At 46.7% G+C, this 14897-nt stretch carries 15 protein-coding genes and 1 pseudogene; 15 read left to right on the top strand and 1 reads right to left on the bottom strand.

Annotated elements, in window-relative coordinates; genetic code table 11:
* Positions 1–98 precede the first annotated feature (98 nt).
* The 13 genes from G9Q38_RS02165 (at position 99) to pgi (ending at position 12909) form a co-directional block, all read left to right on the top strand.
* The gene (locus G9Q38_RS02165) at positions 99–1478 is read left to right on the top strand and encodes a hypothetical protein (RefSeq protein WP_166127367.1); all 1380 of its coding nucleotides are present in this window, start codon (positions 99–101) and stop codon (positions 1476–1478) included.
* 176 nt (positions 1479–1654) lie between these two features.
* Positions 1655–2362 carry a WbqC family protein gene (locus G9Q38_RS02160; RefSeq protein ID WP_166127365.1) on the top strand — a complete coding sequence of 236 codons (708 nt, stop codon included), beginning with the start codon at positions 1655–1657 and terminating at the stop codon, positions 2360–2362.
* Between the two features lie 74 nt (positions 2363–2436).
* Complete coding sequence (locus G9Q38_RS02155) at positions 2437–3255, top strand: phytanoyl-CoA dioxygenase family protein (protein ID WP_166127364.1); 819 nt, start codon at positions 2437–2439, stop codon at positions 3253–3255.
* A 4-nt stretch (positions 3256–3259) separates the two neighbouring features.
* Entirely contained in the window at positions 3260–4213 is a 954-nt protein-coding gene (locus G9Q38_RS02150; protein WP_166127362.1) for a glycosyltransferase family 2 protein, read from the top strand.
* A gap of 46 nt (positions 4214–4259) precedes the next feature.
* Complete coding sequence (locus tag G9Q38_RS02145) at positions 4260–5114, top strand: class I SAM-dependent methyltransferase (protein ID WP_166127361.1); 855 nt, start codon at positions 4260–4262, stop codon at positions 5112–5114.
* Entirely contained in the window at positions 5114–5782 is a 669-nt protein-coding gene (locus G9Q38_RS02140) for an acetyltransferase (protein WP_166127359.1), read from the top strand. The genes G9Q38_RS02145 and G9Q38_RS02140 overlap by 1 nt, the downstream gene beginning before the upstream one ends.
* A gap of 47 nt (positions 5783–5829) precedes the next feature.
* Positions 5830–6204, top strand: coding sequence for an EamA family transporter (locus tag G9Q38_RS02135; RefSeq protein ID WP_166127357.1), 375 nt, complete (start codon positions 5830–5832; stop codon positions 6202–6204).
* Positions 6197–7819 carry a hypothetical protein gene (locus G9Q38_RS02130; RefSeq protein WP_166127355.1) on the top strand — a complete coding sequence of 541 codons (1623 nt, stop codon included), beginning with the start codon at positions 6197–6199 and terminating at the stop codon, positions 7817–7819. The genes G9Q38_RS02135 and G9Q38_RS02130 overlap by 8 nt, the downstream gene beginning before the upstream one ends.
* Positions 7816–8703, top strand: a complete 888-nt coding sequence (gene rfbA / locus G9Q38_RS02125) for a glucose-1-phosphate thymidylyltransferase RfbA (RefSeq protein ID WP_166127352.1) — start codon at positions 7816–7818, stop codon at positions 8701–8703. Before G9Q38_RS02130 ends, rfbA begins: the two co-directional genes overlap by 4 nt.
* Positions 8700–9836, top strand: a complete 1137-nt coding sequence (rffA, locus tag G9Q38_RS02120; RefSeq protein ID WP_166127350.1) for a dTDP-4-amino-4,6-dideoxygalactose transaminase — start codon at positions 8700–8702, stop codon at positions 9834–9836. Before rfbA ends, rffA begins: the two co-directional genes overlap by 4 nt.
* A 22-nt stretch (positions 9837–9858) precedes the next feature.
* Positions 9859–10752 (top strand): dTDP-4-dehydrorhamnose reductase, encoded by an 894-nt coding sequence (gene rfbD, locus G9Q38_RS02115; RefSeq protein ID WP_166127347.1) that lies wholly within the window; start codon positions 9859–9861, stop codon positions 10750–10752.
* A 6-nt stretch (positions 10753–10758) separates the two neighbouring features.
* On the top strand, positions 10759–11304 hold the full coding sequence (gene rfbC, locus G9Q38_RS02110) for a dTDP-4-dehydrorhamnose 3,5-epimerase (protein WP_166127344.1): 546 nt from the start codon (positions 10759–10761) through the stop codon (positions 11302–11304).
* A 36-nt stretch (positions 11305–11340) separates the two neighbouring features.
* The gene (gene pgi / locus G9Q38_RS02105; RefSeq protein WP_166127342.1) at positions 11341–12909 is read left to right on the top strand and encodes a glucose-6-phosphate isomerase; all 1569 of its coding nucleotides are present in this window, start codon (positions 11341–11343) and stop codon (positions 12907–12909) included.
* A gap of 76 nt (positions 12910–12985) precedes the next feature.
* On the opposite strand, the gene G9Q38_RS02100 is transcribed toward pgi, so the two are convergent.
* On the bottom strand, positions 12986–13264 hold the full coding sequence (locus G9Q38_RS02100) for a transposase (RefSeq protein WP_166127339.1): 279 nt from the start codon (positions 13262–13264) through the stop codon (positions 12986–12988).
* A gap of 104 nt (positions 13265–13368) precedes the next feature.
* Between G9Q38_RS02100 and G9Q38_RS02095 the strand changes: the two are divergent.
* Positions 13369–14424 (top strand): annotated as a pseudogene (locus G9Q38_RS02095) (DDE-type integrase/transposase/recombinase).
* A gap of 194 nt (positions 14425–14618) precedes the next feature.
* Positions 14619–14840 (top strand): hypothetical protein, encoded by a 222-nt coding sequence (locus tag G9Q38_RS02090; RefSeq protein ID WP_166127336.1) that lies wholly within the window; start codon positions 14619–14621, stop codon positions 14838–14840.
* The last annotated feature ends 57 nt before the right edge of the window (positions 14841–14897 follow it).

Here is a 14897-nt window from a genome sequence, read left to right as displayed (position 1 = left end):
CAGCACGTATATTTTTTATCGTTATTGCTTCTCTATCTTGTTTTTGGTTAATAAGCGGCGTTATGTTTGGCACGTACCGCACAGATGAGATGTATTTTATGGCGTCATCTTACGCCCTTAGTATCGACGAGTACTGGCAAGGTGAAGTAATCTTGCCAATGCATGTCTTGCTAGCAAGCTACTTCGCACATACTGGCGATTTCGCATCAGGCGCCTGGGCATTACGAGCGATAGGAATATTAGCTATTATTATTAATATTTTATTAATTTTTTATTTATTTTATACTTGTTTAAAAGAAAAAATAAAAAACCCAGCTTTCTACTCTTGGTTACTAGCTTTAATTTTCACTGTTCTGTTATGCGCTTATAGATCTTACGAAGTTCGACCTGAAATTATATCTAACACCTTATTTTTTATTTCTTTTATAATTTTATTCACTATTTTAATAAAAGACATCAAGCCTCCCGCTTTTACGCTACTAACAATCGTATCAGGAATTGCTTTAATTATTAGCGTGACTTTCTCATACAGACACAGCCTTCCTGCCCTTCCTATTTTCCTTTTCTTATTGTACATTCAGTTTGCTCAGCTCAAACGGACCAAATTCGCGGCTTGCGTTGTACTATATATAATATTTTTTTTATATCTAAATACGTACTATCACAATTTCATAGAAACCATATTGAAAATTTCATCAATCCAAGAGTCTCGCATTGAGAGAGGCATTTTTGAAAAGCTGACTTTCGGAGGGAGCGGACCTCTAATAAAGCATATCTACACGTTCGCAATGTTTTTGATCTTTACTTTCATTGCATTTAAAACAAAACAAAACAATCAAAAAATAAGAATTTTCCTTATCTCTTGCTTAGCTTCTCTAGTTGGATACTATATATTTTTATTTTATTTCGACGTAAGACCGTTTGAATATGTATTTTCAATTGAACTAATAATTACTATTGCACTTACAATAACCTTTATCCAAGCATATTACGAAGAATTTAAGGATAAATCTATCCTTAAATTTATATTTTTTAGCGTTAGCTGCGTCTCTATATTATTAGCACTCTATAGTGCTGCGCTTAACTTGCTAGATGTCCGAAACCCCGTGCGGGCTTTAAAAGGAATGCACAATATATCAAGCGGGCAAACATTAAACCAATCTTCAGATATAGATTTGGTTGCAATAATGGTCACAAGCGAAGTTGCCTTCGATCAAGCACGAGCCAGAACCGTGTTTTGCTCACGTCATCCATTTGATAGGGCGGTTGTCTATCGCTTTATGCACCATCCAATTTGTATGCGTGATGGAGGATCTCTTGCTCTTGCTGGCTGGCGAGGATCATTCACTCTTAACGAAAATGAAATTCTTCAATATAAGCTAATTTCTCTACCCAAAGAAAGAATAAAAGAACTAGAAGAAAATAAGTTTTTAAAAAAATATAGCTTAGTTACTGAAGACGTATTAATCCGTCGTTAATATTATTAATCCAATCAATCTCACCGATGCTAAAAATTAACGAAAACCAATAATATCTCTAGATGAAAATTATTCGCGGATGACGCCTCAGATGATCTAGCGTTGACCTTCTGCACCTATTTTTTCTATACCAAACCCAAAGTTATCTAAAAATCGCATTCGACAAGCAGGCTATCATGAAGAGAATTGCAATCATCCAGTCTAACTATCTGCCTTGGAGGGGATACTTTGATATGATTGCTTATGTTGACGAGTTCATCATCTATGATGATATGCAATTTACAAAAAATGATTGGCGTAATCGGAATAAGATAAAAACCCCACAAGGGGAAAAATGGATCAGCATACCTGTCGGTCAAAATATAAATAGACGTATTCGCGATGTTGAGTTAACAGATACATCATGGCAAAGAAAGCACTGGCAGTCCATGGAGCTCAATTATCGTCGCGCACCCTTTTTTCCTGATATCGCTGCGTTGCTAAAACCTGTGTATATCGATCAAAAACATTTAACTCTGTCTTCTCTTAATAGAAAATTGATCGAAGTAGTATGCTCATACCTAGAAATTCGTACCATAATCTCAAACTCCTGGGACTACACTCTAACCAACGGAAAAACTGAACGATTAATTGATCTTTGCACACAAACAGGCGCAACTGAATACGTTTCGGGCCCGGCGGCAAAGGACTATCTAGACCAAAAAGCTTTTGCAGAAAACAACATTCAACTCACTTGGTTTGACTACACAGGATATCCTGAATATCCCCAACTTTGGGGCGACTACACCCCAAGCGTGAGCATCATCGACTTACTATTTAATTGCGGGAAAAGGGCCGCCTTCTACATGAAGTTTGCCCCGCGAAATTTAGCTAACTTGAAATAGTCAATACTCGTTTTCTATACATTAAGACCCCAATGGAACATTGTATGAGCATAGAAAATTGGAAAAGGTAACTCATGAATCAAATCCATCTCACATCCAGACCCTTACTTGCCAAAACGCAGGTTGACGAGTGTAGCTACCTAATACAAACACGCGGGTATGCGCTTATCGAAAACTTCCTAACTGACAAAGAGACTGCTCTGTTAAAAACCTCAATGCATGAAGCAGTTAATAACTTTGCACCTAAACCAGGTGTAAAACAAAGCCTACTGGATCGTTACCAAATACATGACCTAATATGTCGCGACATCAATTATGGGCGCCTCCTCGAAGATCCTCGGCTACAGCAGCTGATCGCGCCACACCTTGGCGAACACTGGATAATGTATGCTGCAACGTCCTCATGCATTCCCCCTCATGGTAGTAACTATGCAGGAAGACTGCATGTCGATAGTCCTCGTTTCCACCCTGGCTACATTTTTAACATGGGAGTAATTTGGGCATTAGATGACTATACCGTCGAAAACGGCGGCGCGCTTAAAATTTTGCCAGGCTCACAACACTCCGAAAAGCAACCTGAAGAGGATGTTTTTGAGAGACATTGTATTCATGCAGTCTGCAAAGCGGGGACCCTCTTAGTTTTTAACGCTAGGATTTATCATCGAACATCAAAAAACACAACAGATAGATGGAATCACTCCATGACGCTGAACGCATCCCGTTCATTCATGAAACAACGCATGGACTGGGTCCGCTTTATCCCGGAAAGCATTAGCGATCAATTAAACGCTCAAGCAAGAAGGCTGATTGGCTTCGATACCCGACTTCCTACAAGCTTGGATGAGTTCTTTCTTCCTGAAAGTCAGCGCTTATACAAGGCAAACCAAGGTTAAAACAATGTCGTATGAAACAGACATTACGGTTGTTATTCCCGTATACAACAATGCACACACATTGGCTGAGCTCACTACTCGACTTCTAAAAACGCTAAGTCTATGCGCCAAACGATTCGAGATTATCTATATCAATGATGGAAGCCGCGACAGATCGTTAACAATCCTCAGAGAATTGGCATCGAACAGCCCCGCAATAAAGGTAATAAACTTATCGAGGAATTTTGGCCAACATCCCGCCATTTGCGCAGGCTTTGAACACGCAAATGGAAATACTATCGTCCTTATGGACGCAGATTTGCAAGATCGTCCGGAGGATATTGTCAGCCTTGTCCACGAACTACGGGATAAACAAGCCGACATCATTTATACGATCAAAAGCCCACTAGAAAACAAGCTCGCCAATCGACTTACCTCGAAGCTGTATCATTACATCTTCGCGCGTATCGTTGGCGCGAATGTCCCCCTCAACATTGGCACTTTTCGCGCATTCAACAAAAATGTATTAACCGGCTTATTGCAGTTTAAAGAAGCAAACATTTTGTATGGCCCTCTCATGTTCTACATGGGCTTCAACTCTTATTTCATAGAGCTACCCTATTCTGAAAGAGCCCATGGGAAAAGCTCCTACACTTTCAGAAAACGTCTTGGTCTAGCAGTCAATTCATTAATTAGCTACACAGACGTTCCTCACAAGCTTTTTATGGCTTTTGGACTGACGCTGCTGTTAGGCTGCTTAATATATATGTCGATCGTTGTTATACAGCAATTACTCTTCGGATCATCTTTACCTAGTGGAAGCACCCTAATAATATTAGCAGTCTGTTTTAGTCTTGGTAGTGTAATGATGTCCTTAGGTATAATCGGTAGCTATGTCTTTAGGGTATACCAGGAGACACTCTGTCGCCCCAGATATCTAGTTAAAGAAAAAATAAACTTTCTTCACACTAAAAACTAAATAATAAAAATATCTTAATTGTTGAATTCCTCGATTATCGGTGACTATGACTACATCCCACTCAAGTCAAGAAGATACTATTAAAGCGAACATATATGTTCATGCCTCACTTGCTAACGCTGGCGAATACAACAAGAGTCCACATTTTCGCCCAGAGAACCAGGAAAAAGTACGCAATATCCTGCTGCGGCTGACTGCGGCCTGCCGCGAGAAAAACAAAGCGATCGATTTCGGATGTGGGACTGGTTTCATAATTCATCTCATGTATGACCTTTTTGGCGAAGTGCATGGCGTGGATATTACGCGAGACATGATGAAGCAAGTTGACCTGAGTTCAGGTAATGTAACCCTGCACGAAAGCATGGCTGAAAGCACGCCGTTTGCCAGCGATACATTTGATTTCGCTACTGCGTATTCCTTCATGGATCATCTGATCGATTACCGCGCCTTTCTACAGGAGGCATATCGCGTGCTTAAAAAAGGCGGAGTATTCTACTCCGACCTGAACCCCAATCGTGATTTCATCATGGCGATTGCCGGGGCCGAAAAGCTCACCGGTGGGGTATTGCCAATCACTCCGATTGTTCATCGCGAAATTCAGGGTGCTTTGCATAACGGCAAGCACTATGAAGAACACTACGGCATGAACGCAGAGCTGCTGGAAAAGGCGGAGCCGATCAAGACGCATGAAAAGGGCTTCAATTTCCGGGAAGTGCTAGAGGCGGCGCGAACCATCGGTTTTTCGGACTGCCGCGTCGAATTCGAATGGTTCCTCGGCCAGGCCAAGGTGATGCACGAGCAGTCTCATGCTCACGCCGATACGGTAGAGCAGTACCTGAACGCAGTTCTGCCGGTGTCGTCTCCCCTGTTCAAATACCTGCGATTCGTCTTCGTCAAGTAATGACCAAGCCTCTATTGATTTTAGGCACGGGTTCGCTGGCCCGTTTAGCCCATTACTATGCCACTCAGGAAATAGGGTTGCAGGTGCTAGGGTTTGTTGTAGATGCCGACAGAAAAAATATCGATAAGTATTGCGGACTGCCTGTGTTTAACTGGGAGACCTGCATAGTGCAGCACCCCCCAGCCGTGACGTCGATGTACGTTGCCGTGGGCTATCGTGAAATGCGCCAGCGTCAGCACCTATTCGAGCGAGCCAAGGTGGCAGGGTATACCTTACAGAATATCATCTCCACCTCCGCATTCGTGGCGGCAGGGGTGCAAATAGGGGACAACAATTTCATAATGCCCGGAGTAGTCGTGGAACCGGGGGTGTACCTGGGGTCCAATAACGTCATTTGGTCCAACACCACGCTTTGTCATGACACCGCTATCGGCAATCATAACTTCTTTGCTAGCAACGTGACCGTGGGAGGAGAGGTCACCGTCGGGGACCGCTGCTTCTTCGGGTTTACCTCGACAATCGTGCATCAGCGGCGCGTCGGTGACAACGTGCTACTGGCCGCGCAGTCATTGCTACTAGAGGATGCGACGACACTCGGATGGTATCAAGGTGTGCCGGCGAAGCAAGTTGGAAATATTTCTGATGAAACGGGTATTTGTGTCAAATGAGCTTTTCGCCTAAAACTAAATAACCTTGTAGAACTGGATTGAAACACATGGGCCGCCTTTTTGATTATGCTTACATTATTGCGACGATTTGTTTAACAGTATATGGGCAGCTAATTATTAAATGGCGCGTTACGCAGTTTGGTGCGCTTCCTCTCGAGTTTAAATATAAAATTAAGTTTATGTTGGGGCTTTTCTTTGATCCCCTAATATTCTCAGGATTTGCTGCTGCAGTGTTCGCATCGCTTGCATGGATGATCGCCATGACGAAATTCGATCTAAGCCATGCCTACCCTTTCATGAGTCTTAATTTTGTTTTAGTGCTGATGTTAAGTGGATGGCTCTTAAGTGAACCAATAACCCTGCAAAAATTAATAGGGGTTGGTTTGATTGTGCTCGGCACCGTGGTTGCGGCTCATGGTTAATTCAGCTGCACCAAAGCTGATTGAGAAAAATTCTCAGCTTACCATCTCCGTTTTTGTTTCCGCGACTTTTGTATTAGCACTTTACCTTTTGTTTGAGCCACGCTGGGATACAAATGATGACGTTGCGATGTCCATGGTTGCACATGGCTATGGCATTGCTTCAATTGGCTCACCGAATTTGGTTTTTTCCAATGTCATATGGGGCTACTTGGTTCGCACTGTCCCACAAATAAATGATCTGCTCGGTTATTCAATCGCGACTATTGCCGCGCTTGTTATTATCGGAGCGGTAATATTTTATACATTACAAAAACTAGGTTTAGGCTGGTTGGTCTCGTTATCTGTATTGATACTCATACTCGCGCGACCTGTGCTCTTTCCACAATTTACAATCAATGCAGGATTACTCACTGTTGGAGCGATCATCTGTTGGCATCTTTATAGTCAACAGGGTAGCAGGCAAATGCTTCTAACAGGCTGTTTGTTAGCGTTTTTCGGTTATCTTGTACGCAGTTATGAGTTTTTGCTTATATTACTCATAGCGCTACCCCTTCTACCTTGGGAAAAACTCTACAAAGACCGTAATTTTCTTAAGGCTGCAGCCGTACTTTTGTTGACAATTAGCGGTGCCGTTTTTGTCGATTATCAAGCTTATCAAGGCGATAACTGGCAACAATTCAATGCCTTAAATACAGCTCGTGCGCCAATAACAGACTTTGGGGCGGGTGTTTTGCTTAAAAAACATCCGGAAATTATTGCTTCGTATGGATATACGCTAAACGATATTAGCTTGCTAAGTTCATGGTTTTTCGTTGACCCAAAATTGGCAGACCCTACTCAGTTAAATGCAATGCTCCAGGAGCTTGGTCCACTTCCATCCCCAAGGCATTCATTTATGAATGGCTGGCTAGGCATCAAAACGCTCACTCATCCGGCTCTACTACCAAGTTTTTTAGCGTCATTGTTGCTGTTACTCATCTTACCAAATCGGCGACTCTTTTTAACATGGGTTGTTAGCATTGCGATCATCTTTATTTTGGGCATACTGGGTCGCCCTGGAATTATAAGAGTTTATATCCCTATACTGTCGCTTCTCTTGATTGCGCCACTTTTTCTACAAGGTTACAAGACTACGAAGTATTTTACCCAGTGGTTGGTGTCTATTGTAATAATGGTGGCGGGGCTATTCAATACTATCGCGGTTTTTTCTGAATCGAGAGATGCTCAAATGGTATCTGAGGAGGTGCGACGTGACTTACAGGGTTTCTCTAAAGAGGCGGTCGTGGTTTGGGGTTCTGCTTTTCCTTATGAATATGCTTACCCAGTATTGAGACAACCTGAATCTGTAATGGCAATCAAATTATATGGATTAGGAGTTTTAACGCTAGCACCATTTTCAGTATCGTATAACGAGAGTCTACTAGGAAGAGGTATGGTGGATCGACTTGTTTCGGAAAATGGAGTTCCAATTATCGGAGTAAATCACCATTGGAACCTCCTGAATAACTATTGCGAAGAACGTTTGAATGCTTTTTCTCATGAGGTCAAAAACCAACAACATGGGTTAGTTAGCGTCAGTTGGCGTCGTTGCGAAAAGAAGGTAACACAAGAATGAAAGCAATTATCCTTGCAGGCGGCGCTGGCTCGCGTCTCTACCCGCTTACCCAGGTATCCAGCAAACAGCTGCAGGCAGTATTTGATAAACCCATGATCTACTATCCTTTGACTGTATTGATGGCTTCAGGCGTGCGGGAACTATGCGTCATTTCAACACCCGACGATTTACCTCGTTACAGAAGATTGCTCGGAGATGGGGGGCAATGGGGAATATCTGTTGAATACCGCGAACAGGCTAAACCAGAAGGAATCGCCCAGGCATTTCTAATAGCCGGAGACTTTATCGGTTCTGATAACGTTATTCTGATGCTTGGCGACAACATCTTCTCCGGCGGTGATGACTTTCCGCGCGCCGTGTCGAGCTTTTCGGATGGCGCCACTATATTTGCTTATCACGTTAAAGATCCAGAGCGTTATGGTGTTGTCGAGTTCGACCGCGCTGGTAAAGCCATTTCTATCGAAGAAAAGCCGCAACACCCAAAAAGCAGCTATGCGGTACCAGGCGTATATATATACGACAATACTGTTTTAGATATTGCCAGAAACATCAAGCCCTCGGCTCGCGGGGAACTTGAAATCACAGATGTGAATCTGGAATACCTTAAGCAAGGTAAGCTACTGGTCCACCGTTTAAGCCGAGGTTTTGCATGGCTCGACGCGGGTACAAGCACAGCACTTCATGAAGCTTCATCGTATATTGAAGCAATCGAGCGACGCCAGGGTATCAAAATCGGTTGCCCGGAAGAGGCTGCACTGGTTAGAGGGTTTATTACAATTGACCAGTTTCATGCTCTGATCAAAAATATGCCGGTGTGCGAATACAGCGATTATTTACGCGGCGTGGCAGATGAATGGCACAGGCTTCAAGGGGACGGGCAATGACCCAAAAAATCCAGTTCAATCGCCCTTTTATGACGGGCAAAGAACTGCAATACATTACCCAGGCCAAGACTGAATATATGCTGGCTGGCGACGGTCCATTTACGAAACGTTGCCATGCATGGATTGAACAATATAGTGGTTGCAATAAGGCATTGCTTACACACTCGTGCACAGCCGCCTTGGAAATGGCCGCACTGTTGTTGGACATCGTACCCGGTGATGAAATTATCATGCCCTCGTACACATTCGTGTCCACGGCAAATGCGTTTGTACTGCGCGGCGGCGTTCCGGTGTTCGTGGATATCCGTGAAGATACGCTGAATCTTGATGAGCGCCTGATTGAAGCAGCCATTACGCCCAGAACGCGTGCCATTGTGCCGGTTCATTATGCGGGCGTTGCTTGTGAAATGGATTCCATACTGGAGATTGCCAGGCGGCATCATCTTCACGTTGTAGAGGATGCGGCGCAAGGTGTCATGGCAACTTACAAAGGCCAGCCATTGGGCGGTATCGGCAATCTGGGAACATACAGTTTTCACGAGACAAAGAATGTTATTTCCGGCGAGGGCGGAGCCTTGCTGGTGAATGACCCTTCCTTGTCATTGCGCGCAGAAATTATTCGCGAAAAAGGCACTGACCGTAGCCGCTTCTTTCGGGGCGAAGTGGATAAGTACACATGGCAAGAGGTGGGCTCTTCATTTTTACCCGGCGAAATTATCGCTGCCTTTCTTTGGGCTCAACTTGAAGATGCAAAAAAAATTACGCAGGAACGACTTACCATTTGGCAACGCTACCATGATCTGATCGCCCCACTTGAAGCCAAAGGCGTTTTGCGACGCCCCATTATTCCAGGCGATTGTGGACACAACGCCCATATGTACTATGTGATACTGGCGCCGGAAGTGGATAGGCAACATGTGCTTTCAGAGCTGAAGAAAAGCAATATCTTTTCAGTCTTTCACTATGTGCCGTTGCACTCATCACCGGCGGGCAAACGGTATGGACGCACACACGGAGAATTGGCAATAACAAACCAACAATCGGAAAGGTTGATTCGCTTACCGCTGTGGGTGGGGCTAACCGAAGAACAACAAATTCATATTGCCAACATATTGTCCAGAGCAATTGGCTAACGCCTCCTTGCCGGAAAATCAAATGAAAATCCTGGTTTTAGGTGCAACTGGGCAACTGGGATCGGAGCTCCAACGCAGCTTGGCTTCATTTGGGCAGTTGATCACACTCGGAACGCACGACGCCCATTACTACTGTGATCTGCAACATACCAATGAACTAATAAAGACCCTGAAACAAATTCGCCCCAGCGTCATTGTGAACGCTGCCGCTTATACGACAGTTGATCAGGCTCAGAAAAATCCTGAAATGGCCCGCCGGATAAACGCTGTAGTCCCAAGTGTTTTGGCCCATGAGGCAGCTGCCATCAATGCATGGCTAATTCATTATTCGACCGATTACGTTTTCAGTGGTAAAGGTTCACGACCATGGGTAGAGACTGATCTTGCAGAACCGTTGAGTGTGTATGGTCAAACCAAGCTCGAAGGTGACTTGGCCATTCAAGCCTCAGGGTGCAAGCACTTAATTCTGCGCACCAGTTGGTTATATGGGAAAAACGGTAAAAACTTTGTTCGCGCAATTTTGCAACGGGCGCAAACACAAAACCACTTAGCCGTTGTGAACGACCAATTCGGCGCCCCCAGCAGTGCCAGCCTTATTGCGAGCTTAACAGCGCACGCGCTTAAACAAGTGATGCAACGCCCCGAACTGGGTGGCCTGTACCATGTGGCGGCGCACGGCGAAACCAGTTGGTTTGAATACGCCAAATTTGTGTTGGAACAAGCCCATCTGTGCGGTATACCATTACGCGTTATGCCGGATGAAATTCAACCCATCTCCAGCCAGGTTTATGGTGCTTTGGCCCCACGGCCAGCCAATTCCCGCCTGAATACTGATAAATTTTGCACCACTTTTGGTGTAACCCTACCCCCATGGCAAGAAGGCGTTGCGCAGTTAGTGGCTGAACTGGCCCAATAGGAACCCATGCGTATCACCCCCACTACACTACCAGGCGTTTTACTAATTGAACCCCGTGTTTTCGAAGATGCGCGGGGCTGGTTTCTTGAAAGTTTTAACGCTCGGCAATTTGAGGCGGCAGTAGGCGCTAATGTGCAGTTTGTACAAGACAACGTGTCGCACTCGAAACGCCACGTATTACGGGGGCTGCATTATCAAACACCACAGAGCCAGGGCAAATTGGTGCAAGTTATATCCGGCGAGATTTTTGATATTGCCGTTGATTTACGGCGCAGCTCATCTGCATTCGGGCAGTGGGTCGGGCATATTCTAAGCGCTGAAAATCACCACCAGGTATGGATTCCTGAAGGATTCGCACACGGTTTTCTTACCCTTTCTGACACGGCTAACGTACTTTACAAGGTAACGAACTACTATGCGCCGGAATGCGAGCATACACTGGCTTGGAATGAGCCTGCGTTGAATATTCAATGGCCGTTGCAAGGCGAGCCGGTGCTATCGGAAAAAGACAAGCAAGGTTTAAACCTTCAGATGGCGCCGGTTTTCGATTAAGCTTTACCCGTTTATCAAGCTAGGCAACCTTTATTTATGCACACCCCCTACCCTGACGCATCTGGCCTAAACAATCTGGAAGCATGGCAACAATTCACCCAAGCAGCCCAAAGCACACCAGTCGACCCCCAACGCCTATGTGTTCTAAAAGCCGGTGGCCTGCTGGTTGACACCAGCGCTCAACGCGCCTCACCGGAGCTGACCCAGGCCACCGAAGCGCTGCTACAAGCCAGGCAGTTCGAAGCCTGGCGCGAGCGCCTGCTAACAGGCCAGGTAACCAACGTAACGGAAAACCGCGCCGCTTGGCACACTGCTTTACGCACAACCGTCTCTTCGCCGGAGGTGGCCAACCAGCGTGAGCGCATGTTGGATTTCGTACGCCTGGCCGATACCGAGCGCAAGTGGCGTAATGTGGTGCATATTGGTATTGGCGGCAGTGATTGGGGCGTGCGCTTGTGTATTGCTGCGTTTGGCTATGCGGGTACGTGGCGCAATGTGCGTTTTGTATCGAATATCGATGGCCACGCCATTGAAGGGGGGCTGGCGGGCCTGGATCCGCGCGAAACGCTGGTGGTGGTGTCGTCCAAGTCGTTCACGACGTCGGAAACGCTTCAGAATGCACAGCGGGCGTTGGCGTGGTTGCAGGGGGCAGGTATTCAGAACCCGTATAACCATGTGGTGGCCATTACCGCCAACGCACAAGCCGCCCAGGAATGGGGCGCCCTGCCCTCGCAAACCTTCCTGTTCTGGGAATGGGTGGGGGGCCGGTTTTCAATCTGGTCGTCGGTAGCGCTCACCACGGCATTGGCGGTGGGTATTGACACGCTGGCCGGCATGCAGGCTGGCGCGCATGCCATGGACCAACACTTTGCCACCGCCCCCGTGGCGGAAAACGCCCCCGTGCAGTTGGCGGTGTCGGGTGTGGTGAACCGCAGCGTGCTGGGCTATGGCTCGCTGAATATTGCGCCCTATGATTTTCGGTTGGGGTATTTGGTGCCCTACCTGCAGCAACTGGAAATGGAGTCGCTGGGTAAGTCGGTAGACTTTAACGGCAATGCGGTAGATGTACCCACCGGCCCGGCGGTATGGGGCATGCCCGGTACCGATGCCCAGCACACCTTCTTTCAATGGCTGCACCAGGGCAGCGACGGCGCCCCGGTTGATTTCATTGTGTGCCAGGAAGCCAACCACGGCTGGCGCGAGGCCCACCACACCCACCTGCTGGCCAATTGCCTGGCCCAGCGCCAGGCCATGCTAACGGGCAAAAGCTATGAACAGGCCCTGCAGGAATGCCGCGCAGAGGGCCACGCCGAGGAACACGCCCAATGGCTGGCCAAGCACCGCATGCACACCGGCGGCCGGTCGTCGAATTTAATTGTCTTGCCCCGGCTCTCGCCCTATACCCTGGGTGCGCTGCTGGCGCTGTACGAACATAAGGTGTTCACGCAGGCGGTAATCTGGGGCATTAACCCGTTCGACCAATGGGGCGTGGAATACGGCAAGGTGCTGGCCAAGGGCATCACGCAGGAACTGAAGGGGCAAGCGCCCTTGAACGGCGGGCACGATGCGTCGACACGGTATTGGGTGGAGGTGTTTCGGGGGTGAAAGGGTAGGATAAACTTTACACTTTTGATATAACCAACATAACCAAAAAAGCTACAATTATTACTAGTGCCTTACTCTACCCCTGCACTGAATGCGCAGGCTTTAACGCGACCCAGTTTGCCGGGGTGATATCAATTGTTTGATCATCAGGCGTTGGCTGGACGCTTTGCAGGCTATGCTTGCCGTAACGCGCGTGCTCGGTGACCCAACGATGCAGCACGTTTGGGTTCATGCCATGGTCTACCGCCAACGCTGTTAAAGATGTATGCCCTTCAAGGCACTGAGCCACCAGCTCAGCTTTAAATTGCGGGCTGTAGGTGCGGCGCTGGGGCTTGGAATTAAGAGACTCGTTCATCAGATCGCATCCATGATAAATTAGCGGACACTTATATTCTCTTAATCGTGACGCACCGTTCAAGGTGGGTTTACCGGAACCTTACGTACTTTAGGGAATTTTGCATGAAGGCCTCACGATCTACTGATAGCGAGATCATTCCCATATTGAAGCAGGCTGAGGCGGGGACCGATTCCTGATCTATGTCGGGGATATGGAATGAGTAGCGCGAAGTTTTATAAATGCTGCGCTCAATACGACGGGGTGGATGGTGGGCGTATTTCGCGCATAAACGAACTGAAAGCGGTGAGTGCGTGGTGAAAGTAGATGTATGCAGAGGAGCTTTTGAAGTCTGGTATTTTGGAGGAAACGATTGAAAAAACTTGGCAAAGCCATCCCGCAGACGAGAGATGGCGCAAAGAGCGGTCGAGCAATTTAAGTGCAGCATTCGTGTAGCTTGTAAGGCATTTGGTATCAGTGAGAAGTGCTACCGATATCAAGTAAAATTACGTAGTGTTAATCAGAAAATTGCTGATTGCCTGCTTCGGTTAACACATAGCCAGTGAGGCTGGAGATTTGGGTTGTGTTATTTTGGCTGTGCGTAATGTTAAGCGCTTTAAAGGGAATCATAAGCGGGTTATCGGATCTTCGGGAGCTGGGTTCAGCATGCGTATTAAGCCGCGTAAACGGTTAATACAAGAGCAACCAGAGCCGTTACACGTGGGCGTTACAGCCAACGAAATTTGGTCGATGGATTTCATGCACGATCAATTAGCCGATGGTCGTACGATTATGATACTCAACGTGATCGACGATTTTAATCGTGAAGGATTTTGTGTCGATGTGGACTTCTCGTTGCCAGTGTTGCGGGTGATTCGGTCTTTAGCTCAAGTCATTGAATGGCGTGGCAAACCCAAAATGATTCGTTGCGACAACGGCTCGGAATACGCCGGCTCAGCTTTGATGCAATTGGGATTGCGTTGCGGTTTGTCTAACCCGGTAAGTTACAACAAAACGCCTAAATTGAGCGGTACAACCGCATGGTGCGTTATGACTGGCTCGTCTATCACTTATTTGATTCGATTGAACAGTTTCAGGACTACGCAACCCGTTGGCTCTGGACTTACAATCACAGACGGTCGAACATGGCGTTGGATGGGGTTACGCCATCCAAAAACTAGCCATGGTGGCATGAGAATTACTTTTAACAAGCGCCCAGAATGGGCGGATTGCCCGGGTATACGCTACGTCAAACAACGCAACCTTGAGTGCTGACACTGATGAACATCCTATCAAGAAGATGGCATATAGCACCGGGGTATTTGACCAGATGCGGGCTCGAACGGAGTACTGTCGTCGTTATCCGAGTGGGGTAATGATTGTTCATCGATTTATGTTTCACCCGGTGTGTTTGCGCGATGGTGGCTCGTTGGAGTTGGCCGGTTGGCGAGAAAAGTTGGATCTTGACACGATGGATTGGCGTAAATACCAACTTTTTTCCGTGCGAGATGATGACGCATTGAGGTTAAATAGCTTCCCGGGCTTTCGTACCTATGCTGATGGGCTGGATGTTGTTTATTTTCGTAGCTCGGATTAAGGCCTCGCTTGGTTTATATGGTGTGGGTGTGAGGGTTTTGCATTAAAAGTAGTTGTT

The organism is Pusillimonas sp. DMV24BSW_D (assembly GCF_011388195.1).
GTDB lineage: Bacteria > Pseudomonadota > Gammaproteobacteria > Burkholderiales > Burkholderiaceae_B > Neopusillimonas > Neopusillimonas aestuarii.
Note: the sequence above shows the minus strand (reverse complement) of the source record. Positions and strands in the feature narration are given on the sequence as shown.

Coding starts and splice junctions, on each gene's coding strand:
- G9Q38_RS02165 (WP_166127367.1), top strand. CDS start 99: ATGGCGTCATCTTACGCCCTTAGTATCGACGAGTACTGGCAAGGTGAA.
- G9Q38_RS02160 (WP_166127365.1), top strand. CDS start 1,655: ATGAAGAGAATTGCAATCATCCAGTCTAACTATCTGCCTTGGAGGGGA.
- G9Q38_RS02155 (WP_166127364.1), top strand. CDS start 2,437: ATGAATCAAATCCATCTCACATCCAGACCCTTACTTGCCAAAACGCAG.
- G9Q38_RS02150 (WP_166127362.1), top strand. CDS start 3,260: ATGTCGTATGAAACAGACATTACGGTTGTTATTCCCGTATACAACAAT.
- G9Q38_RS02145 (WP_166127361.1), top strand. CDS start 4,260: ATGACTACATCCCACTCAAGTCAAGAAGATACTATTAAAGCGAACATA.
- G9Q38_RS02140 (WP_166127359.1), top strand. CDS start 5,114: ATGACCAAGCCTCTATTGATTTTAGGCACGGGTTCGCTGGCCCGTTTA.
- G9Q38_RS02135 (WP_166127357.1), top strand. CDS start 5,830: ATGGGCCGCCTTTTTGATTATGCTTACATTATTGCGACGATTTGTTTA.
- G9Q38_RS02130 (WP_166127355.1), top strand. CDS start 6,197: ATGGTTAATTCAGCTGCACCAAAGCTGATTGAGAAAAATTCTCAGCTT.
- rfbA (WP_166127352.1), top strand. CDS start 7,816: ATGAAAGCAATTATCCTTGCAGGCGGCGCTGGCTCGCGTCTCTACCCG.
- rffA (WP_166127350.1), top strand. CDS start 8,700: ATGACCCAAAAAATCCAGTTCAATCGCCCTTTTATGACGGGCAAAGAA.
- rfbD (WP_166127347.1), top strand. CDS start 9,859: ATGAAAATCCTGGTTTTAGGTGCAACTGGGCAACTGGGATCGGAGCTC.
- rfbC (WP_166127344.1), top strand. CDS start 10,759: ATGCGTATCACCCCCACTACACTACCAGGCGTTTTACTAATTGAACCC.
- pgi (WP_166127342.1), top strand. CDS start 11,341: ATGCACACCCCCTACCCTGACGCATCTGGCCTAAACAATCTGGAAGCA.
- G9Q38_RS02100 (WP_166127339.1), bottom strand. CDS start 13,264: ATGAACGAGTCTCTTAATTCCAAGCCCCAGCGCCGCACCTACAGCCCG.
- G9Q38_RS02090 (WP_166127336.1), top strand. CDS start 14,619: ATGATTGTTCATCGATTTATGTTTCACCCGGTGTGTTTGCGCGATGGT.